Source organism: Stenotrophomonas sp. 86156_Sma (assembly GCF_056481625.1).
This window is the reverse complement of the sequence record NZ_CM151157.1, coordinates 3977794-3998219: the sequence shown is the minus strand read 5'-3', so window position 1 is coordinate 3998219 and position 20426 is coordinate 3977794. Positions and strand designations below refer to the sequence as shown.

The window sequence follows — 20426 nt, the reverse complement described above, 5'->3', positions numbered from 1 at the left end:
CGCAGTGAGCGCGCCCGGCGCGCGCATGGCGCAGCGCTACAATGGGCACATTGCAACCACAGGCTGGATTCCCATGGCTTCGATCCGCATCGCGATGGCGCAGTTCGACTTCCCGGTCGGCGATGTCGCCGGCAACACCGAGCGCATCATCGAGATGATCGGCCAGGCGCGCGACGAGTACGGCGCCGAGCTGGTGATGTTCCCCGAGCTGGCGGTGAGTGGTTATCCGCCGGAAGACCTGCTGCTGCGCCCGGGCTTCCTGTACGAGTGCGAGCAGGCGATGGCCCGCATCGCTGCTGCCTGCCGTGGCATCACCGCCGTGGTCGGTTGGCCGCAGGCGGCCGGTGCGGTGGTCTACAACGCCGCCAGCGTGCTGCGTGACGGCCTGGTCGAGCAGACCTACCGCAAGCGCGAGCTGCCCAACTATGCGGTGTTCGACGAGCGCCGCTACTTCGATGTCGATCCGGATGGCGGCAGCTGCGTGTTCGAGGTCAACGGCATTCCGGTCGGCCTGCTGATCTGCGAGGACCTGTGGTTCGCCGAGCCGCTGGCCGATACCGTGCGCGCCGGTGCGCAGCTGGTGGTGGTGCCGAATGCCTCGCCCTACGAGCGTGGCAAGCATGCCCAGCGCGATGCAGTGCTGGCCGCACGCACCCGTGAGAGCGGGGCGGCGATCGCCTACCTCAACGTGGTCGGTGGCCAGGACGCGCTGGTGTTCGACGGCGCCTCGGTGGTGGCCGATGGCGACGGCACCGTGCACCCGGCCGCCGCCGCCTTCGTCGACCAGTGGCTGGTGGTGGAGTACGAGGGTGAAACCCGCCGCTTCATGCCGCACGTGTGGATGGACGACGGCGACGAGAGCATGGACGCGCTGGCCTGGCGTGCTGTGACCCGTGGCATCCAGGACTACTGCCGCAAGAACGGCTTCAAGAAGGTGTGGTTGGGCCTGTCCGGCGGCATCGATTCGGCGCTGGTGCTGGCCATGGCCGTGGACGCGATGGGCGCGGAAAACGTCACCGCGGTGCGGTTGCCGTCGCGCTATACCGCGGGCCTGTCCAACGACCTGGCCGCCGAACAGTGCCAGGCACTGGGCGTGAAGCTGGAGGCGGTATCGATCGAGCCGGCGTTCAAGGGCCTGATGGAATCGCTGGCGCCGATGTTCGAAGGCACTGCGCCGGACGTGACCGAAGAGAACCTGCAGTCGCGCAGCCGTGGCGTGATCCTGATGGCGCTGGCCAACAAGTTCGGTGGCCTGCTGCTGACCACCGGCAACAAAAGCGAATACGCGGTGGGTTACGCCACCATCTACGGCGACATGTGCGGTGGCTATGCGCCGCTGAAGGACCTGTACAAGACCGAAGTGTTCGGGCTGTCCAAGTGGCGCAACACCGTGGGCGGCGCGCCGGTGATCCCGCCGGCGGTGATCAGCCGCCCGCCGTCGGCCGAGCTGCGCGAGAACCAGCTGGACCAGGATTCGCTGCCGGCCTATGACGTGCTGGACGGCATCCTGTACCGCTACATCGACCAGGAGCAGTCGCGCACGGAGATCGTTGCGGCCGGTTACGACGCGGCCGTGGTCGACCGGGTGCTGCGCCTGGTGCGCATCAGCGAGTGGAAGCGGCACCAGGCCGCGCCGGGGCCGAAGGTCTCGCGCCGGGCATTTGGCCGCGAGCGTCGTTACCCGATCAGCAACGGCTACAAGGGCTGAAGCTGCGGTTGGCGGGTAGTGCCGGCCACTGGCCGGCAACCCCGCATACCGCGCATCCACGCATGGCGTGGCTCTACTGCGTTCGGTAGTGCCGGCCGCTGGCTGGCAACCCGTATACCGCGCATCCACGCATGGTGTGGCTCTACTGCGTTCGGTAGTGCCGGCCGCTGGCCGGCAACCCGTGTACCGTGCATCCACGCATGGCGTGGATCTACTGCGTTCGGTAGTGCCGGCCGCTGGCCGGCAACCCCGCATACCGCGTATCCACGCATGACGTGGATCTACTGGGCGTCCTCAAGCAGCTGTTCGAGGCTGGCGGTTTCCGCAGCGTCGTTGAAGCGTCCGTCCCCCAGCCGTGCCCGCACAAACGCCAGGCCATCCGTCGCCGCCGCGTCCAGCGTGCCGCGGTGGTCGACCGGGTAACGCCGGAACGCGACCGGCTCGCCTCGCAGGGCCAGGCCTGCGGCATACAGCAGGGTGGTCAGATAGGGCACATCGCGGTCCTCGCTGCCGTGGCCCAGCATCAGCGGTTGGCTGAAGCCGCGGCGCGGTACGCCGAGATAGTCGTACAGCACCGCCCAGATGCCCGGCACGCTGGTCAGCGGTGCAGTGAACATGCTGCCGGTATCCGCACCGTCCAGCGTGGTGGCCAGTTCGCCCAGGCACTGCTCGCGTGCCACTGCCACGCGGGCGCGACCGGTGTCGCTGAGGACGCGGTCGATCTGTGGCGCAACCTGCAACAGACCGTCGAGCAGATACGCGTGATACGCGTTGAGCGCGCCAGGATTGGCGGTGCGGTTGTCCGGCTTCATCACCAGCGCGGTCAGCTCGACGGCGGTGGGCGTGCCGGTGGTGAAGCTGCCGCGGTAGTGCAGGGAAGGGCCACCATAGGTGGGCGCCAGATGCCCGGCTGTGAGGGCTGCAGCGCCACCCTGTGAATGACCAACCGATACCCAGCGCGGCGACAGCGTTGCGTTGCCCAGGTACTGGCGGCTGGCCTTGACCAGGTCGATGGCATTGCGCGCGGCCGTGCGCACATGCAGATAGGCATGCTCGCCGGGGCTGCCGAGCCCCTGGTAGTCCGCGGCGACCACCGCATAGCCCTGGGCCAGGAACTGATCGAGGAAGCGCCTGTCGCGTTCGGGTTGGTAGGGGCCGGACACCGAGGGCGCGCAGCGATCTGCGATGCCCTGGGTGCCATGTGCCCAGGACACCACCGGCCAGCCGCCCGCTGGAGCCGCGCCGGGGGGCAGGTACAGCAGGCCGGTGCCTTCGGCCAGCTGGCCGCGAAGATCCGGGGTGCGGTAGTGGAGCTTGTAGGCCTGCGCAGCCTTGGACGGCACCCATGACGCGCGATAGGGGGTAGCAGACAGCAGATCGCCCGGTGCACCCGGTGCGGCAGCCAGGGGGGCCGAGGACAGCGCCAGCAGGGCGGTGACGAAGAGGCAGGCGAGGGGGCGGAAACGGCGGGGCGGTAGGGTCATGGGGCGCTCCTTCACGACCGGGATGGCCGTTGCGCCGCAGTGTGGAGGGCGTCGCCGGAGCGGGATGCGACCGGCGTCGCATCCGCCGGGAATTCAAAGAATTCCTAGTGTCGTGGTCCATGGGCGTACGAACCATCCACGCATGGCGTGGATCTACCGACAAAGAAAAGGCCCCTTTCGGGGCCCTCTCTTACTTCTTTTCCAGTCGCGCGTTGCGCTGGCCGGTGCTGGCGGATTTCTCGCCGGCGAACGGGTTCAGCTTGCGGATCATCCACGGGTACTTCGGCCACTTGCCTTCCAGCCACGGGTGGTCCGGCTGGTTCAGCTGCAGGACGCGGCGGGCATCGTCGGCCAGGGTCTTGTTGCCCAGGTGGGTGTAGGAATCGGCCAGCACAGCCACGGCGTCGTACTGGAACGCGCTCTGCGGGTAGGTTTCCAGCAGGTAGTTGGCGCGGCCGGCGGCCGAGACCCAGGCGCCGCGGCGCATGTAGTACAGGGCGTTGTCCAGCTCATGCTGGGCGAACACGTCACGCAGCTCCAGCATGCGCTGGCGCGCATCGGCGGCGTAGCGGCTGTTGGGGTAGCGGTCCACCACGATGTTGAAGTCCGAATACGCCTGGTGCGGCGTGGACAGGTCGCGGCGGCTGGCATCCAGCGACCATACGCGGCGCAGGAAAACCGTACTGCGGTTGGAGTTGGCCAGGCCGCGCAGGTAGTACAGGTACGCGATGTTGCGATGGGTCGGGTAGGTACGGATGAAGCGGTCGATGCTGGACACCGCGTCATCGTGCTTGCCGGCCTTGTACTGGGCGTAGGCGGTCTCGATCATCGCCTGCTCGGTGTACGGACCGTACGGATACTGGGCCACCAGGCGGCGGAAGCTGGCTTCGGCGCCGCTCCAGTTGCCACCCTGCATCAGCTTGTGGCTCTTCTCGTACAACTGTTCGACCGGCGTCCCTTCATCGGGGCGATCGCCCTTCTTGGCACCACGGTGGCAGCCGGTGGCGGCGATGACCAGCACCAGCAGCAGGGCGGTGAGGCGGACGGGCGCGGAGAGCATGGCGGAGCGTCGGATCATGGGGTCGAGGCGGGACGCGGCTGGAATACGAAGGGTCGATGATAGCCTAGTGTCCTGTCCAGCGACTGAAACCGGCCGCCGGGACCCCAAAATTTCAAAGAATGCCCCCTGCCATGTCTGAACAACCCTCTGAATCGGCCCGCCAGGCCATCGTCCCCGACACCGCGGCCGGCCGTCGTTTCGACGCCGTGGTGGCCGAACTGTTCCCCGAATACTCGCGTTCGCGCCTGACCGAGTGGATCAAGGCCGGTGAGGTGCTGCTGGACGGCGCCCAGGTGCGCCCGCGCGATCCGCTGCGCGGCGGCGAGCTCGTGACCCTCAACGTGGTGCTCGAGACCCAGACCGACGCCCAGCCGGAGGACATCCCGCTGGACGTGCTGTTCGAGGACGAGCACCTGCTGGTGATCAACAAGCCGGTCGGCCTGGTGGTGCACCCGGGTGCGGGCAACCACAGCGGCACCCTGGTCAACGCCCTGCTGTTCCGCGACCCGTCGGTGGCGGTGCTGCCGCGCGCCGGCATCGTGCACCGCCTGGACAAGGACACCAGCGGCGTGATGGTGGTGGCCAAGACCCTGGAAGCGCAGACCGCGCTGGTCGAGCAGCTGGCCGCACGCGACGTGCACCGCCAGTACCTGGCCATCGTGATGGGCGCGCTGGTGGCCGGCGGTACCGCCGATGCCCCGATCGACCGCCACCCACGCGACCGCCTGAAGATGGCCGTGCGCGAGGATGGCAAGGAAGCGATCACCCATTACCGCCTGCGCGAGCGCTTCCGTGCGCACACTGCGCTGGAATGCCGCCTGGAAACCGGCCGTACCCATCAGATCCGCGTGCACATGGCGCATGTGCGCCATCCGATCATCGGTGACCCGCTGTACGGCGGTGCGCTGAAGCTGCCCAAGGGCGCCAGCGATGAGCTGGTAGCCGCGCTGCGCGGCTTCAAGCGCCAGGCCCTGCACGCCGAGACCCTGGAGTTCACGCACCCGATCACCGGTGAGCCGGTGCGCAACACCGCGCCGGTGCCGGACGACATGCTGCACCTGTTGAAGGTGCTGCGCGAAGACAGCGAAGCCTTCGCCGCACGCGAGCGGGACCGCTGGTGATGGCCGCCGCGTTGCCTTTGCTGCAGGCGGACTGGCCGGCGCCTCCGGGCGTCCATGCGCTGACCACGCGTCGGCACGGTGCGGGCATTTCGCCGGCGCCGTTCGCGCAGTTCAACCTGGGCAACCGGCACGCGGCCGATGGTGATACCCCGGCCAACGTGGAGCACAACCGCCAGCTGCTGCAGCAGGGGCTGGCGCTGCCCTCGGCACCGCACTGGCTGCGCCAGGTGCATAGCAGCACGGTGCTGCGCTTCACAACGCCGCCGGTGCCAGGCGCAAGCGAACCGGTGGCCGACGCTGCGGTGACCTCGGTGCCCGGCGTGGTGCTGGCGATCCTGACCGCCGACTGCCTGCCGGTGGTGTTCGCCGCTGCCGACGGTAGCGAGGTGGGCGCCGCTCACGCTGGATGGCGCGGGCTGGCCGACGGCATGCTGGAGGCCACCGTGGCCGCCATGCAGACCCCGCCCGCGCAGCTGCGCGCGTGGCTGGGCCCGGCGGCCGGGCCGGCCGACTACGAGATCGGCGAAGAGGTCTTCCACGCCTTCGTCGGCCATGATCCGGCGGCCGAGGCGGCGTTTGTGGCGACACGCCAGGGGCACTGGAAGGTGGACCTGTTCGCCCTGGCACGTCAGCGCCTGCAGGCGGCGGGCATGGACCCGGCGCAGGTGTATGGCGGCACGGTGTCGACGATGGCCGATCCCGACCTGTATTCGCACCGGCGCGACCGTCGCACCGGGCGCATGGCGACCCTGGCCTGGATCGCGCCCTGACCACGCCGTTGTTCATGCGCGTGCTGGGGCCGGCCTTCGCCACCCTGGCCACGCCGGTGCAGGCGCTGCATGCCGCGCCGTTGCCGTGCCGCTACGTGGGGCAGGCGCGCATCGTGAGAGGGCGGCACTGGCTGGTGCCGCTGCTGGCCGCGTTGGCGCAGCTGCCGAAGGACGGCGACGCGCTGCCCACCGAAGTGGCGTTCAGTGCCCACGGGCAGGGCGAGCAATGGGCGAGGCGGTTTGGCCGCTGGCCGATGGTGTCGCGGCTGTGGGCGCACGAGGGGTACCTGCGCGAGCAGTTGGGCGCGGTGCGCTTCGAATTTGATCTGCAGGCCCGCGACGGTGGCATCGACTGGTCGGTGCGGCGGGTCTGGGCGTTCGGGCTGCTGCCGCTGCCGAGGCGCTGGTTTGGTGGTGTGCGTTGCCGCGAAGCCTGGCAGGGTGAGCGTTACACTTTCCTGGTCGATGTGACCTTGCCCTGGGCCGGAGCCCTGATCCGCTATGAAGGCTGGCTCGAACCGCAGTGATTCCGCCGCCGAGGCCGGCAGCGCGGTGATCGTTTTCGATGGCGTATGCGCGCTGTGCAACCGGTGGGTGCGCTTCCTGCTGCGTTTCGATCGCAAGGGGCGCTACCGCTTTGCGGCGATGCAGGGCGCGCAGGGCAGCGCGATGTTGCGCGCGCATGGGCTGGACCCGCAGGACCCGATGTCGTTCCTGCTGCTGGACGCACAGGGCGCCTGGACCGATACCGATGCCATCCTGCGCGTACTGGCTGGGCTGGGTGGCGTCTGGCGCCTGACCGGCGTGCTGCGGACGGTGCCGCGCGGCTGGCGTGATGCGGCGTACCGCGCGCTGGCCCGCAACCGCTACCGCTGGTTCGGGCGGCATGATGCCTGTTACCTGCCCGCACCGGAGCAGGCCGCGCGGTTCCTGGATTGACCGCCGGCCTTCTGTAGAGTCGAGCCATGCTCGACTGGGTTTTTTTTCCCTGCCGATAGCAGTCGAGCATGGCTCGACTCTACAAGAGCCAGTCGAGCAGGCTCGACGCTACAGGCGCGGCCTCGTCAGCCTTCCAGCGCGTCCAGATAGCTGCGGCGCCAGTGGTTGATGTCGTAGGTGCGCAGGTGCTCCATCATCGCGTGCCAGCGTTCCTTGCGCCTGCGCAGCGACATGGTTGCCGCGGTGGCGATGGCGTCGGCCACGCCGTCCAGATCATGCGGGTTCACCAGCAGCGCCTGCTTGAGTTCGTCGGCGGCGCCGGCCAGCAGCGACAGCACCAGCACGCCGGGGTCTTCCGGGTCCTGCGACGCCACGTACTCCTTGGCTACCAGGTTCATGCCATCGCGCAGCGGCGTGACCAGGCCTACTGCCGCCGCCCGGTAGAAGCCGGTCAGCGTGGCATGGGTGAAGTTCTGGTTGACGTAGCGCAGCGGCGTCCAGTCCGGTTCGGCGTGTCCACCGTTGATGTGCCCGGCGATCTGTTCCAGCTGGCTGCGCAGCTGCCGGTACTCGGTGACATCGCCGCGCGAGACCGGGGCGATCTGCAGGTAGGTCAGCGAGCCGCGCTGATCCGGATGGCGCTCCAGATAGCGCTCGAAGCCGAGGAAGCGTTCGGGCAGGCCCTTGGAATAGTCCAGGCGATCCACGCCGATCGCCAGCTGGCGGTCACGCAGGCTGTTGCGCAGGTTCTTCACAGCGGCCTTGGTGGCGGCGGTGCCGGCCTGTCGCGCGATCAGCTCGGTGTCGATGCCGATCGGGAACGCCGCCGCACGGAAGCGGCGCCCGCCCGGTGCTTCCAGCTCGCCGTTGTCGAGCACGCGGCCGCCGCCGAACAGGCGCAGGTAGGTCTGGAAGCGATCGGCGTCGCGCTGGGTCTGGAAGCCGACCAGATCGTAGGCGTACAGCGCGGAGAACAACCGAAGGTGGTCGGGCATGGCCTGCAGCAGGTCGGCCGACGGCATCGGGATGTGCAGGAAGAAGCCGATGCGGCAGCCGATGCCACGCTCGCGCAGCAGCGCACCAAGCGGGATCAGGTGGTAGTCGTGGATCCAGACGATGTCGTCCTCGCGCAGCAGCGGCGCGAGCTTGTCGGCGAACAGTGCGTTGACCTTATGGTAGGTCTCGCGGGTGCCCCGGTCGTAGTCGACCAGATCCAGGCGGAAGTGCAGCAACGGCCAGAGGGTGCGATTGGCGAAACCGTTGTAGTAGCCATCCACCTCGCGCTTGCTCAGGTCGAGGGTGACGAATTCGATATCGCCATCCTTCTGCGTGTGCAGCGTGCCGCTGCCGTCGCGCACGCTCTTGCCGCTCCAGCCGAACCACATGCCGCCACGTTCCTTCAGCGCGGCCAGCAGGCCCACCGCCAGGCCGCCGGCGCGGTTCTCGCCCGGCACCGCCACGCGGTTTGAAACCACCACCAGACGACTCACGATGCCTCCTGCCAGGACCGCGACAGGCGCATTGCGGCGGTGATCAGGCCGACGTGCGAATAGGTCTGCGGGAAATTGCCCCAGGCCTCGCCGCTGTCGAAGGCCAGATCCTCCGACAGCAGGCCCAGGTGGTTGCGCTGTTTCAGCAGCAGCTCGAACATCCCGCGTGCTTCGTCCATGCGCCCAATCGCCGCCAGCGCATCGATGTACCAGAAGGTGCAGATGGTGAAGCTGGTTTCCGGCTCACCGAAGTCATCCGGTGCAACATAGCGGTACAGCGAGTTGCCATGCTTGAGGTCGCGCCCGATGGCGTCGACGGTGGCGATGAAGCGCGCATCCATCGCGTCGATGAAGCCGATGTCGGCCAGAAGCAGCAACGAGGCGTCCAGCCGATGGCCACCAAAGGTGTCGGTGAAGTGGCCCAGCTCCTCACTCCAGGATTCGGCCATGATGCGCGCGTGGATGGTGTCGGCACGCTCGCGCCAGTAATGGGCGCGGTCATCGCGCTTCAGGCGCACGGCGATTTTGCACAGGCGGTCGCACGCCGCCCAGCACATCGCGCTGGTGTAGGTATGTACTTCGGTGCGGCCGCGGAATTCCCACAGGCCGGCATCGGGTACGTCGTGCAGGGCGAACGCCTGTTCACCCAGGGGTTCCAGGCGGGCGAAGGTGTGCGCATCGCCCGGGTCCTGCAGGCGGCGGTCGAAGAACAACTGCGTGGACGCCAGCACCACGCTGCCGTAGACATCGTGCTGGCGCTGCACCCAGGCCAGGTTGCCGCGCCGCACCGGGCCCATGCCACGGTAGCCGGACAGGCTGGGTACTTCGTCCTCGTCCAGCTTGGCCTCGAAGCCGATGCCATACAGCGGCTGCAACGTGCCGTCGGTGGTGGCCAGGTTGAAGATATAGCCGAGGAACTGTTCCATCGTGCGCGTTGCGCCGAGGCGGTTCAGTGCGCGCACCACGAACGCGGCATCACGCAGCCAGCAGTAACGGTAGTCCCAGTTGCGCACGCTGCCGGGCGCTTCCGGAATGGAGGTGGTCATTGCCGCGATGATCGCGCCGCTGTCCTCGTACTGGCACAGCTTCAGGGTGATCGCACTGCGGATTACCGCGTCCTGCCATTCCAGCGGAATGGACAGGTAGCGCACCCATTCGCGCCAGTAGTCGCGGGTGCGCTGGAAGGCTTCCTGCACATAGCCACTGATCGAGCGGTTGAGCGATTCATCCACGCCCAGGATCAGGTGGATGGGATGGTTGAGCACGAACGGCAGGCCATCGCGGATGAAGCGCACCGGCACGTCGGTGGTCAGCCGCAGCACGTGTTCGGGCAGGATCCAGCGCACGTGGTTGCTGCCCCAGGTGGACTCGGGCACGCGTGCGCCCCAGTCGGCCAGTGGCCGTGCGTGCACGGTGATGCGTGGGCTGCCGGCCAGGGGTCGTACCTGGCGGATCAGGCTGACCGGTCGGTAGAAACGGTCGTTCTGGCGCCAGCGCGGGGCGAAATCAAGGATTTCCAGTTCACCACCGTGCACGTCGCGCAGCACGGTACGCAGGATCGCGGTGTTGGTCAGGTATTCCTGCTCGCTGCTGGCGAAGTCCTCTAGCTCGATGGCGAAGTCGCCACCCGTCTGCTGGTTGGGGCCGAGCAGGGCACAGAAGGTGGGGTCGCCGTCGAAGGTGGGCAGGCAGCTCCAGACAACGCGGGCACGTTTGTCGACCAGGGCGCCGAAGCTGCCGTTGCCGACCACGCCCAGATCAAGATCGGGTTGGGTCATCACGCGGTACATCTCGGTTGCGGCCGTGGGGTGGCCGGGTCAATAGGCATTCTCACGCAGCCAGGCGTGCACGCTGCGTATGTCGGGCAGCGCGAACACCGCCTTGCTGGGTTCACGTTCGCCCACCAGCACGCTCCAGCCATGCTGGCCATTGGCGGCGTCGAAGCCGAACTCATCGGTCAGGTCATCGCCGAGGAACACCGGCAGGCGGCCGCGGAACGGCAGGTACTGCATCATCCGGCGCACGGCACGGCCCTTGTCGGTGCCGACCGGAACGAACTCGACCACATGGTCACCGGGCTGCAGGCGATAGCTGGCACGGCCACGCACATGGCGGTCGGCGAAGGCGCGCACATCACTTGCCGCGTGCGGCGCACCGCGCCAATGCAGCGCCAGGCCGACGCCCTTGTCTTCCACCAGCACGCCGGGATGGCCATGGGCAAAGCGCATCGCCTGCTGGTGCAGCGCGTGCAGCCACTCGGCGGTGTCGTCGCCGTGTTCGTCGCGCAGGACGCGACCGTCTTCGCCGCGCAGTTCGTGGCCATGCAGGCCGGCGGCGGGCAATTTCAGGGGAGCGAACAGTTGATCCAGCTGCTCAAGCGGGCGACCACTGACCAGTGCCACGGCACCTTCCAGGCGGTCGCTGATGCGGCCGATGGCTTCACGCACATCCGGCAGCAACTGCACGGCATCCGGGCGTGCAGCGAATTCGATCAGGGTGCCGTCGACATCGAGGAACAACGCGCAGGCGTCATCCAGCAATGGCGGTGGCGGACGCAGGGGGAGCGGTTCAGCCATGACGCCCAGCTTGCCAGCGCGGGCGTGTACGTGGGGTCGAGGGCAGGCTACGGATTGGGTAGTGCCGGCCGCTGGCCGGCAACGTCATGGTCCCTGGATGCACCCTGAGGTTGCCGGCCAGCGGCCGGCACTACCGTGTCGTGCGGACCAACGGTCCGCACCCACCCAGCGCGATCACTCCGGTGGGTGCCGACCGTTGGTCGGCACGAAGGGGAAGCTTGCATGGAACCCAGGCCGTGCGGACCAACGGTCCGCACCCACCGGGAGTCATTGGTCCAATGCAATCAGAACGTATAGCGGACGCGGCCGTAGTAGTACGCGCCGTTGCTGCCGATTGGCGACAGCACGTCGTACGGCAGGTTGCCGAAGTAGTGGATATCGCTGTTGGATCGATCCGGGTAGTTGTCGGTCAGGTTCTGGCCGCCGATGGCCACGCTCCATTGCGGGGTGATGCGGTACTCCACTTCCGCATCCAGCTGCCATTCGGCCTGGTAGGTCTGGCGCGGGATGTAGCCATCACCGAAGTTGAACACGCGGGTGGCGCTGCCATAGCGGTTCACGCGGGTGCTCAGCGACCAGTGGTCGTTGCTCCATGCGGCCGAGAGACTGCCGCGCGTACGCGGGGTGGCATCGGTGAGGGTGTTGGTCTCTTCGATGCCGAACAGCACGTAGTCCGGGTTCAGCGCACGCAGCTGTGCCGGCGTGGCCAGCACGTTCTTCAGCGTGGTCTTGGTGTACGCATAGGTGCCGGTCAACAGCAGCTGGCCATCGCCCAGCGACTGGCGCCAGTTGCTCACCAGTTCGGCGCCGCGGGTGCGGGTGTCGGCGGCGTTGACGAAGAAACTGGCGCTCTGCAGGCCGCTGACGCCGTAGTTGGCCGCCACGTAGTCGGTCAATGCATCGCCGGTGATGCTCTCCGACAGCGCGATGCGGTCGTCGATGTCGATCTGGAAGAAGTCCAGCGACAGGTCGAAGTGCTCACCGATGCGGCTGGTGAAGCCCAGAGAGGTGTTGATCGATTTTTCCGGCTTCAGGTTCTGCGCACCCAGGCCACGGGCGATCGGATTGTTGACCGACAACAGGCGGCCCTGTACCAGCTGTCCGCCGGCGTTGTAGCCGGTGGAGGTGGATTCGTAGCCGATCTGCGCCAGCGACGGCGCGCGGAAATTGTTGGAAATGGCACCGCGCAGCGCGAACGCCGGGGTGAATTCATAGCGCAGGCCAAGCTTGCCGGTCAGTTCACCGCCGAAATCGTCGTTGTGCTCGTAGCGTGCGGCCAGATCGGAGGAGAACTTCTCGCCGAACTGGCTGGACAGGCTGGCGTAGGCGCTGGCCACGTCGCGCGACAGGCGCGCCGCATCCTGCGGGGTCAGGCCGCCACCGGCCTGCGAGCCGGTCGGGCGATCGGTGTAGGGGCCGGCGGCGTAGCTGGCCGGGTCCCCCGGGCGGGTCTGGTAGCGCTCGTGCCGTGCTTCCACGCCCAGGCCCAGGGTGTGGCTGATGCTGTCGCTCTGGGTGAACACACGACTCAGGTCGAGGTTGCCCACGGTCTGTGCGTATTCGTAGTCGGCGGTCTTGAAGCGGGTCGGGCTGGTCGGGCCCAGCGACGCGTTGAGCGAATCACGCAGGCGGTAGGTGAAGTCGTTCTGGCCGTAATCCAGGCTGCCGTCGTAGCTCCATTCACCCCACTGGCCGCGCACGCCGGCCACGGCCTGCACGTCGCGGTTCTCGCCTTCGGAGATCGGCCGGTAACCGTTCGGATAGACCTGCTTCCAGTTGGCATCGCCATCGGGGTAGCGGAAGTAGTTCGCGCCTTCGGTATCACGCTGGTTGAAGGTGCCGAACGCGTAGAACGTCGACGTCTGGCCCACCGGAATCTCGGTGTTCAGCCACAGGTTGATGTCCTTGCTCTTGCCATCGCCCAGCACGTAGTTGCGCTTGCCCTGCAGCGCCAGGTTGTCCGGCGTCTGGTCCCACGGCGGAATCTGGTCGAAGCCGGCGCGGTTGGTGCCGTTGCGGTGCTTGTACTCCAGGCCGACACGCAGGAAGCCGCCGTCCTCGCCCAGCGAGGTGCCGACCTTGGCGCTGATGTTGCCGGTCTGGCCGTCGGTGAGGGTGCGGCCGATCGGCTTGAGGTCGGTGTGGTTGGCGCCGTAGCTGGCCTCGATCTCGCCACCGTCGCCGCCGTTGTCGAGGATCACGTTGATCACGCCGGCCACGGCGTCAGAGCCGTACAGCGCACCGGCGCCGTCGCGCAGCACTTCGATGCGCTTGATCGCGCTGACCGGGATCGAATTGAAGTCGACCGGCGTGGTGCCCTTGCCGATCTTGCTGTCGGTGTTGACCAGCGCGGTGTGGTGGCGGCGCTTGCCATTGACCAGCACCAGCACCTGGTCCGGCGACAGGCCACGCAGCTGTGCGGCGCGCACGTGGTCGGCGCCGCCGGAGTTGGACTGGCGCGGGAAGTTGAACGACGGCAGCAGGGCCTGCAGCGCACTGCCCAGCTCACCGTTGACCACGCCGGCCTTGCGGATGTCCTCGGCGGTGAGCACGTCCACCGGCGAGGTGGATTCGAGCACGGTGCGGTCGGCGGCACGGGTGCCGGTGACGATCACGGTGTCGAGGTTGGTAGCGTCCTGGGCCAGAGCCGGGACGGCGGTGGAGGAAAGCGCGAGGGCGATGGCGAGGCCGAGCGGCGACGCGGGCAGGCGGATGGACATGGGGGCTCCAGCAACAACGACGACGGGGAAGGGGGAGATGGTTTCACTTACATCCATCCGGATGAAGCGATATATTATCTTCGCGTGATGGCCGGTGCCGATGCAAGCCCCTGCCGGTCCGGCATGAGTTGATGCCCCGTTGGCATCAGCACGCCGGACCGGTGGCGCTGTACGCTGCCGGCTCGCCTTGTCCCCCTTCCCCGGAGCTGTACCAATGAAACACCTTGGCCTCGTCTTCGCCGTGCTGCTGGCCACCAGTGGCTGCGCCAGCCTGTCCTCTCAGGCGCCCAGCGCCTATGCCACGGCCACCACCGCCGAACTGAAGGGTGATGCCGCACGCCCGTCCGCCGGCCACGGCTGGGTGCGCAGTGAGCTGTACTTCGGCGTGGGTGAAGAGCAGGGCGCTGGCAATCGCCCGCAGGCCGACACCATCAGCGATGCGCAGTGGCGCACTTTCCTGGACAAGGAAGTGACCCCGCGCTTCCCGGATGGCCTGACCGTGTTCGATGCCTATGGCCAGTGGCTGTTCCGCGGCGATGCCGCGCCCAACCGCCTGCGCACCAAGGTGCTGGTGGTGCTGCACGAGGACACCCCACAGCGCCGTGCCGATATCGAAGCCATCCGCCTGGCGTGGAAGCAGCAGACCAAGCATCAATCGGTGCTGTGGTCGCGGCAGGCGGTCGAGGTATCGTTCTGAGTTGAAGGTGCCGCCGCGGTGCCGCAGGGAGCGATGATGAACTACAGGGAATGCCTGCTGGGCCTGGTATTGGCAGGTGTGCTGGCGCCGACGGCGCAGGCGCGTGGGGACGATAGCGAAACGCTACGCTTCCAGGTGGCCGCGCATGTGCAGGCGCATGCCGATCCCCAGCAGGACGGCAGCATCGCAGTGCAGCTGTCACCGTCAGGCAAGCGCCAGACGCTGGCGGGTGCGGCGGATGCCGATGGCAATTCGCGCTGGTCGCTGGAAGACGTCGATTTCGATGGATACCCGGAACTGGTCGCGCGTGCATCGGTGGGCATGGTCAACGAGGCGGTGGCGGTGTACCGCTTCGACCCGGCCAGTGCCGGGTTCCGCGCGCTGCAGGCCGACACCCACGGCAACGACAGCTGCGGTGACCTGATGGGGTTGAGCGTGGATGCTGCCACTCGAACCCTGACCAGCAGCTGCCGCAGTGGCCCGATGTGGTACGCCGACCAGTACCGGTTTGCAGGTGCGAAGCTCTATCTCTACCGCAGCGAGAGCGTGCTGATGCTGGGCGACACGCTGAACGCCGCGTTGCATTGGGAACAGAGCGACGAGCAGGGCCCGTTGGCAGTCTGGCGTACCTATGATCCCGCCGGTCGTGTGCTGGAGACCGCCATCGCTGATGGCCTGGGCGCACCGCCGGATGGGCCGCTGCGTGGCCAGCAGGCCACCGTGGTGCCAGCGCGCCTGTTCCTGTTCGACCGACCCGGCGCATCCAGCACCAAGCGTTACCTGGTGCAGGGCGACCGTGTGGAAATGCTGGATGAACAGGATGGCTGGATGAAGCTGCGCTACCGCAACCCGAAGCAGGGCGCGGTGGTGGGCTGGATCAACGTCAACGATTGAAAAAAGGGGACGGAGGGAATTAAGTCGTATGTGCCGCAAACGACTTCCCTCCGTCCCCTTTTTTTGCGGAAGCATCACTTCATCAGGTCTAGCCTCGGACGTTCCCCCGTTCGAGGATGTATCCGATGAGCAAGCGCGTGGCCGAAATCGTGGTGGACGCCCTGCAGCAGGCCGGTGTCCGCCGTTGCTACGGCATCGTGGGCGATACGCTCAACCATGTGACCGATGCGATGCATGGCAGTGACATCGCCTGGGTGCATGTACGCCATGAAGAAGTGGCCGCATTCGCCGCAGGTGCGGATTCGCTGGTCAGCGGCCAGTTGACGGCGTGTGCTGGCTCCTGCGGCCCGGGAGGCCTGCATTTCATCAATGGCATCTTCGAGAGCAATCGCAATCGCGCGCCGATGGTGCTGATCGCCAGCCAGATCGTCACCAGCGAGCTGGGCATGGAGTTCCCGCAGGAAGTGGACTTCAAGGCGGTGTATGGCAGCTGCACGGTGTTCTGCGAGCAGGTGCACAGTGCCGAACAGGCGCGACGCGTGGTGGCGCTGGCCTGCCAGGCCGCGATCAGCCGTCGCGGCGTCGCCGTAGTGATCCTGCCGGCTGACATCAGCGAGGCCGAGGTGAAGCACGATGTGCCGTTCTCGGTGCACTACACCCAGCCGGTGCTGCGTCCCTCCGACGCGGAACTGCAGCGTATCGCCGAGTTGTTGGGGCAGGGCAAGCGCATTGGTGTCTACGCTGGTGCCGGTTGCCAGGGCGCGCAGGCGCAACTGCTGGAACTGGCCCGGCGCCTGCAGGCGCCGGTGGCGCACACCTCGCGCGCCAAGGATTTCGTCGAGCCGGACAACCCGTACAACATGGGCATGACCGGCATCTTCGGCATCGAATCCGGCTTCCACACGCTGATGGAGTGCGACACGCTGCTGCTGCTCGGCGCCGACTTCGCCTGGGGCCAGTTCTACCCGGACAAGGCCACGATCATCCAGGTCGACCGCGATGGTAGCCACCTCGGCCGCCGCCATCCGGTGAACCTCGGCGTGGTCGGCGATATCGCACCGACGCTGGATGCCCTGCTGCCGATGCTGCCGCCGCGCGAGGACAGCAGTTTCCTGGACGAGTGCCTCGAGCGCCGTGACAAGGCACTGAAGAAGCGCGAACAAGAAGAACAGCCGGGTGAAGGCGAATTGATCCATCCACAGCACCTGACCGCGCTGCTGTCGAAGCATGCCAGCGACGATGCGCTGTTCACCGCCGACGGCGGCTCGCCGATGGTGTGGGTGCTGCGGCATATCCGGGTGAATGGCCGCCGCCGCACGCTGACCAGCTTGCTGCACGGCACGATGGCCAACGCGATGCCGCAGGCGCTGGGCCTGCAGAAGGCGTTCCCCGGCCGGCAGGTGATCTCGCTGTCCGGCGATGGCGGTCTGGCAATGCTGTTGGGCGACCTGCTGACCGCAGTGCAGGAAAACCTGCCGATCAAGGTAGTGGTGTTCAACAACGGCTCGCTGAATTTCGTCGAGCTGGAGCAGAAGGTGGAGGGGCTGCTGGACAACTACACCGACCTGAAGAACCCGGACTTCGGCCGTCTGGCCGAAGTGATCGGCTTCCATGGCCGCACCGTCACCCGCAGCGAGGATCTGGAGGACGCGGTGCTGGACTTCCTATCCCAGCGGGGCCCGGCGTTGCTGGATGTGCACACCAGCCGCGCCGAGCTGGTGATGCCGCCGCAGATCGAGGCCAAGCAGGTGGCCGGTACCGCGTTGTATGCCGCCAAGGCGGTGTTGAACGGCCGCTTCGACGACGTGAAGCATCTGCTGGTGGACAACTTCCTGAAGAAGTAGGGGGTCGGTCGATGCAGGGCTGCGCCCTGCACCCGCGGTAGTGCCGGCCGCTGGCCGGCAACACCAACAGCAGGAGCAGGTTTCTGAGGGATGGCGGGGTGGGTCCGGTTGCGGGGGACGCCGTAAATCCGTCCATGGAGGCTCGGTCGCGCCATCCATGGCGCTCACGCCCCCGCAACCGGACCCACCCCGCCTTCGACAGATCATCGCTGCTGTTGGTAGGTGTCGACCTTGGTCGACACAGTAGATCCACGCCATGCGTGGATGAACGAAAGAATGATCGGAATGATCTTCGGTAGAGCCGAGCCATGCTCGGCTGAGAGGCTTCGCGTACAGCAGCCGAGCATGGGCTCGGCGCAACAACGAGCGCCTGCCTTTGCTTTTGATCTTTTGATTCTCTTCCGTGGCTGGCACGCGCAGGAAACTGTCAGGGGCCGTTCGGGATGGGCTGCGCAGGACCGTTGGCGCCATGGATGGCGCCATCGAGCCCCCAGGGATGGGTTTACGGCGTGTCCTGCGCAGCCCATCCCGACCGGCCCACTCCGATAAAGCTGCTTTTGACGACCCACCCCCAGCCACGAGGGGCCCCGCCGTTGGCTGGAACCCATCATTCCACGACGGAATTGGCGCCCGGGCCCCGCTGGGCCTACCATCGGCGGTCCCCACCCCCACCACCCCTTCCATGTCCGCTCCCGCTTCCGCCGCACCGCGTCGCTGGTTCGTCGCCGGCGACTTCAACGGCTTCTTCGGCCTGGTCGTCGACAACCTCTCCATCCTCGGCTTCATCGCCATGGCCCTGATCGGGATCTTCCAGTTCCCCGCCGACGTGGTGTTCGGCCGCATGTTCCCCGGCACCGCCTTCGGCGTGCTGGTCGGCAACCTGCTGTACACCCTGATGGCGCGCCGGCTGGCCGCGCGTACCGGCCGCGACGATGTCACCGCCATGCCGCTCGGCCTGGATGCACCGACCAGCATCGGCATGGCGCTGCTGGTGCTCGGCCCGGCCTTCATCGCCTTCAAGCAGCAGGGCATGGACCCGCACGCGGCGGGCATGGCCACCTGGCAGCTGGGCATGGCCGCGCTGGTCATCATGGGCGTGCTCAAGTTCGTGCTGTCGTTCTTCGGCGAAGCGGTTACCCGCGCGCTGCCGCGTGCCGCGCTGCTGGGCTCCATCGCCGGCATCGCGCTGGTGCTGATGGGCCTGCTGCCGTTGCTGGAAACGCTGCGCTCGCCGCTGGTTGGCTTCACCACGCTGGGCTTGCTGCTGTATGTGCTGATCGCCAAGGGCAAGCTGCCGGTGCGTGGCCCGGGCGTGCTGCTGGCCTTCGTGTTCGGCACCGTGCTGTATTACGGGCTGGGCCTGGCCGGGCTGGGCGCGCCGGGCTTCCATGTGCCGGAGTGGGTGCCGCCACAGGTGGTGCTGCCGCTGCCGACGCTGGGCTTCCTCGACGGCCTGCCCACCGCGATGACCTACCTGCCGCTGCTGCTGCCGTTCGGCCTGCTGATGGTGGTCGGTGGCATCAACGTGTCCGAAAGCGCACGCGCGGCCGGTGATGACTACCGCACCCGTGACATCCTGCTGGTGGAAGCGGTGGCTACGCTGGTGGCCGGTGTCTGCGGTGGCGTGGCGCAGACCACGCCGTACATCGGCCAGCCGGCCTACAAGCACATGGGCGCGCGCAGCGGCTACACGCTGCTGACCGGCCTGTTCGTCGGCATCGGCGGCATGCTCGGCATCATCTCCGGGCTGGTGCAGTGGCTGCCGCTGGCGGTGCTGGCACCGATCATCGTGTACGTGGCCATCGACATCACCACCCAGGCCTTCCAGGCCACGCCGCGCCACCACACCGGTGCGATGGTGTTCGGTTTCCTGCCGTCGGTAGCGTACCTGCTGGCGATCAAGGCGCCAGGTTGGATCGCGCCGGACCAGCTGCCGCAGCTGCTGACCAAGCTCGACGGCCACGGCCTGCCCGAGCTGGCGGTGATCTTCACCCTCGGCAATGGCTTCATCATCACCTCGATGCTGTGGATCTCTGCGGTGGCGGCCATGGTTGATGGCCGCCTGCGCCGCGCCTGCGGCTTCCTGCTGGTGGCGGCGGTGCTGACCCTGTTCGGCCTGATCCACTCGGTGGACCCGCGCGGTGGCATTTACCTGCCGTGGGATCTGGACGGCCTGGCGCGCATCATCAGCTGGCAGTTCGCAGGTGCCTACGTGGCTCTGGCAGTGCTGCTGGGCCTGCTGTCGCTGCAGAAGCAGGCGGTGAAGCCGCTGGGTGAAAACAGCTGACCCCATGGTAGTGCCGGCCGCCGGCCGGCATCCTCATGGACCTCGGACGCAGTGTGCAGCTGCCGGCCAGCGGCCGGCACTACCGCTCTCCATCCAGCTCCGGATAGTGGCGGAAGATGCCGTTGGTGTTGAACGGCAACCGCCGCTCCGAGCCCAGATAGGCGGCGATGTTCGGCCGCTTCGCCACCCGCTCCTGCAGCGCACGCAGCAGGGGCAGGGTCGGTTCCAGTGCCTGCATGCGGCGTGGGAACATGTAGTTCAGCCCGCTCAGCAGCTGGAACAGCGACAGATCCACATACGAGTGCTCGCGCAGTGCATGGCGGCCACCGTTGGCCGCCAGCACCTGCTCGAAGTAGCTGAGGAACTTCGGTAGCCGTTCGCTGCGCAGCGACGCGGCACGTGCCTTGGCCTCGGTCTTCTGCTCTTCGTAGTACTTCGATGCAGCGATCGGATGGTGGGTGTCATGCACCTCGGCCACCAGGTCGGCGATGGTCAGCTGCAACTGCAGTGCCTGCGTCCGCCGCGAGGCCGCCTGCGGCACCAGGTCCAGCGTCGGGCCCAGGAAATCCAGGATTGCCGCGACCTGCGCGATGACCTGGCGACCGGCCTTCAGGAACGGCGGCGCGAAGGGCTGCGCACCTTCACTGCTGCCATCGAGAAACGGCTGCATCACTGCATCGCCGTGCGCCCGCGCCATGTCGATGTAGTCGGCACCGGCATCCTCCAGCGCCAGGCGCACGAACTCGCCACGGCCCTGGATGCCGGTCCAGTAATACAGCGCGTACTGCATGGCTGTGTCTCCACGGGACAGGATGCATAGCGTCGCGCTGCTCGCG

At 67.3% G+C, this 20426-nt stretch carries 16 protein-coding genes; 9 read left to right on the top strand and 7 right to left on the bottom strand.

Annotated features, from left to right (window positions below):
* Nucleotides 1-73 precede the first annotated feature (73 nt).
* Nucleotides 74-1708, top strand: coding sequence for an NAD+ synthase (locus ACZK33_RS18575; RefSeq protein ID WP_182266598.1), 1635 nt, complete (start codon nt 74-76; stop codon nt 1706-1708).
* 281 nt (nt 1709-1989) lie between these two features.
* On the opposite strand, the gene ACZK33_RS18570 is transcribed toward ACZK33_RS18575, so the two are convergent.
* Both ACZK33_RS18570 and ACZK33_RS18565 read right to left on the bottom strand, forming a co-directional pair.
* Entirely contained in the window at nt 1990-3192 is a 1203-nt protein-coding gene (locus ACZK33_RS18570; RefSeq protein WP_423175303.1) for a lipase family protein, read from the bottom strand.
* A gap of 190 nt (nt 3193-3382) precedes the next feature.
* A complete protein-coding gene (locus tag ACZK33_RS18565; protein WP_029379759.1) occupies nt 3383-4270 on the bottom strand; it encodes an outer membrane protein assembly factor BamD in 888 nt (295 codons plus the stop codon).
* A gap of 113 nt (nt 4271-4383) precedes the next feature.
* On the opposite strand from ACZK33_RS18565, the gene rluD reads away from it, so the two are divergent.
* From rluD to ACZK33_RS18545, 4 genes are read left to right on the top strand one after another with little or no spacing between them, the layout of a single operon-like run.
* Nucleotides 4384-5373: a 23S rRNA pseudouridine(1911/1915/1917) synthase RluD gene (gene rluD, locus ACZK33_RS18560; RefSeq protein WP_285302854.1), complete on the top strand. Its 990-nt coding sequence runs from the start codon at nt 4384-4386 to the stop codon at nt 5371-5373.
* Entirely contained in the window at nt 5373-6143 is a 771-nt protein-coding gene (gene pgeF / locus ACZK33_RS18555) for a peptidoglycan editing factor PgeF (RefSeq protein WP_032128817.1), read from the top strand. The genes rluD and pgeF overlap by 1 nt, the downstream gene beginning before the upstream one ends.
* Before the next feature lie 14 nt (nt 6144-6157).
* Complete coding sequence (locus ACZK33_RS18550; protein ID WP_423175302.1) at nt 6158-6670, top strand: DUF4166 domain-containing protein; 513 nt, start codon at nt 6158-6160, stop codon at nt 6668-6670.
* Nucleotides 6645-7082: a thiol-disulfide oxidoreductase DCC family protein gene (locus ACZK33_RS18545; RefSeq protein WP_423175301.1), complete on the top strand. Its 438-nt coding sequence runs from the start codon at nt 6645-6647 to the stop codon at nt 7080-7082. The genes ACZK33_RS18550 and ACZK33_RS18545 overlap by 26 nt, the downstream gene beginning before the upstream one ends.
* Before the next feature lie 125 nt (nt 7083-7207).
* On the opposite strand, the gene otsA is transcribed toward ACZK33_RS18545, so the two are convergent.
* From otsA to ACZK33_RS18525, 4 genes are all read right to left on the bottom strand, one after another.
* A complete protein-coding gene (gene otsA, locus ACZK33_RS18540; RefSeq protein ID WP_032128815.1) occupies nt 7208-8572 on the bottom strand; it encodes an alpha,alpha-trehalose-phosphate synthase (UDP-forming) in 1365 nt (454 codons plus the stop codon).
* On the bottom strand, nt 8569-10350 hold the full coding sequence (locus tag ACZK33_RS18535) for a glycoside hydrolase family 15 protein (RefSeq protein WP_423175300.1): 1782 nt from the start codon (nt 10348-10350) through the stop codon (nt 8569-8571). The genes otsA and ACZK33_RS18535 overlap by 4 nt, the downstream gene beginning before the upstream one ends.
* Before the next feature lie 39 nt (nt 10351-10389).
* Nucleotides 10390-11148 carry a trehalose-phosphatase gene (otsB, locus tag ACZK33_RS18530; RefSeq protein WP_154264247.1) on the bottom strand — a complete coding sequence of 253 codons (759 nt, stop codon included), beginning with the start codon at nt 11146-11148 and terminating at the stop codon, nt 10390-10392.
* Between the two features lie 284 nt (nt 11149-11432).
* Nucleotides 11433-13868, bottom strand: coding sequence for a TonB-dependent receptor plug domain-containing protein (locus tag ACZK33_RS18525; RefSeq protein WP_032128813.1), 2436 nt, complete (start codon nt 13866-13868; stop codon nt 11433-11435).
* Nucleotides 13869-14082: 214 nt separating this feature from the next.
* Between ACZK33_RS18525 and ACZK33_RS18520 the strand changes: the two genes are divergently transcribed.
* The 4 genes from ACZK33_RS18520 to ACZK33_RS18505 all read left to right on the top strand — a co-directional run bounded on the left by ACZK33_RS18520 (nt 14083) and on the right by ACZK33_RS18505 (nt 19590).
* Nucleotides 14083-14565 (top strand): DUF3574 domain-containing protein, encoded by a 483-nt coding sequence (locus tag ACZK33_RS18520; RefSeq protein ID WP_049463556.1) that lies wholly within the window; start codon nt 14083-14085, stop codon nt 14563-14565.
* A gap of 36 nt (nt 14566-14601) precedes the next feature.
* Complete coding sequence (locus ACZK33_RS18515) at nt 14602-15459, top strand: XAC2610-related protein (RefSeq protein ID WP_423174894.1); 858 nt, start codon at nt 14602-14604, stop codon at nt 15457-15459.
* Between the two features lie 125 nt (nt 15460-15584).
* Complete coding sequence (locus tag ACZK33_RS18510; RefSeq protein WP_423174893.1) at nt 15585-17303, top strand: thiamine pyrophosphate-dependent enzyme; 1719 nt, start codon at nt 15585-15587, stop codon at nt 17301-17303.
* A 682-nt stretch (nt 17304-17985) separates the two neighbouring features.
* Nucleotides 17986-19590, top strand: a complete 1605-nt coding sequence (locus ACZK33_RS18505; protein ID WP_423174892.1) for a SulP family inorganic anion transporter — start codon at nt 17986-17988, stop codon at nt 19588-19590.
* 79 nt (nt 19591-19669) lie between these two features.
* On the opposite strand, the gene ACZK33_RS18500 is transcribed toward ACZK33_RS18505, so the two are convergent.
* Nucleotides 19670-20380 (bottom strand): glutathione S-transferase, encoded by a 711-nt coding sequence (locus ACZK33_RS18500; protein WP_423174891.1) that lies wholly within the window; start codon nt 20378-20380, stop codon nt 19670-19672.
* Nucleotides 20381-20426: the final 46 nt, after the last annotated feature.

What these genes read in the sequence shown, in the direction of transcription:
- ACZK33_RS18570 (WP_423175303.1), bottom strand. Translation starts at nt 3,192, where the DNA reads ATGACCCTACCGCCCCGCCGTTTCCGCCCCCTCGCCTGCCTCTTCGTC.
- ACZK33_RS18510 (WP_423174893.1), top strand. Translation starts at nt 15,585, where the DNA reads ATGAGCAAGCGCGTGGCCGAAATCGTGGTGGACGCCCTGCAGCAGGCC.
- ACZK33_RS18515 (WP_423174894.1), top strand. Translation starts at nt 14,602, where the DNA reads ATGAACTACAGGGAATGCCTGCTGGGCCTGGTATTGGCAGGTGTGCTG.
- ACZK33_RS18565 (WP_029379759.1), bottom strand. Translation starts at nt 4,270, where the DNA reads ATGATCCGACGCTCCGCCATGCTCTCCGCGCCCGTCCGCCTCACCGCC.
- ACZK33_RS18500 (WP_423174891.1), bottom strand. Translation starts at nt 20,380, where the DNA reads ATGCAGTACGCGCTGTATTACTGGACCGGCATCCAGGGCCGTGGCGAG.
- ACZK33_RS18545 (WP_423175301.1), top strand. Translation starts at nt 6,645, where the DNA reads ATGAAGGCTGGCTCGAACCGCAGTGATTCCGCCGCCGAGGCCGGCAGC.
- ACZK33_RS18505 (WP_423174892.1), top strand. Translation starts at nt 17,986, where the DNA reads ATGTCCGCTCCCGCTTCCGCCGCACCGCGTCGCTGGTTCGTCGCCGGC.
- ACZK33_RS18520 (WP_049463556.1), top strand. Translation starts at nt 14,083, where the DNA reads ATGAAACACCTTGGCCTCGTCTTCGCCGTGCTGCTGGCCACCAGTGGC.
- pgeF (WP_032128817.1), top strand. Translation starts at nt 5,373, where the DNA reads ATGGCCGCCGCGTTGCCTTTGCTGCAGGCGGACTGGCCGGCGCCTCCG.
- ACZK33_RS18575 (WP_182266598.1), top strand. Translation starts at nt 74, where the DNA reads ATGGCTTCGATCCGCATCGCGATGGCGCAGTTCGACTTCCCGGTCGGC.
- ACZK33_RS18550 (WP_423175302.1), top strand. Translation starts at nt 6,158, where the DNA reads ATGCGCGTGCTGGGGCCGGCCTTCGCCACCCTGGCCACGCCGGTGCAG.
- rluD (WP_285302854.1), top strand. Translation starts at nt 4,384, where the DNA reads ATGTCTGAACAACCCTCTGAATCGGCCCGCCAGGCCATCGTCCCCGAC.
- ACZK33_RS18525 (WP_032128813.1), bottom strand. Translation starts at nt 13,868, where the DNA reads ATGTCCATCCGCCTGCCCGCGTCGCCGCTCGGCCTCGCCATCGCCCTC.
- ACZK33_RS18535 (WP_423175300.1), bottom strand. Translation starts at nt 10,350, where the DNA reads ATGACCCAACCCGATCTTGATCTGGGCGTGGTCGGCAACGGCAGCTTC.
- otsB (WP_154264247.1), bottom strand. Translation starts at nt 11,148, where the DNA reads ATGGCTGAACCGCTCCCCCTGCGTCCGCCACCGCCATTGCTGGATGAC.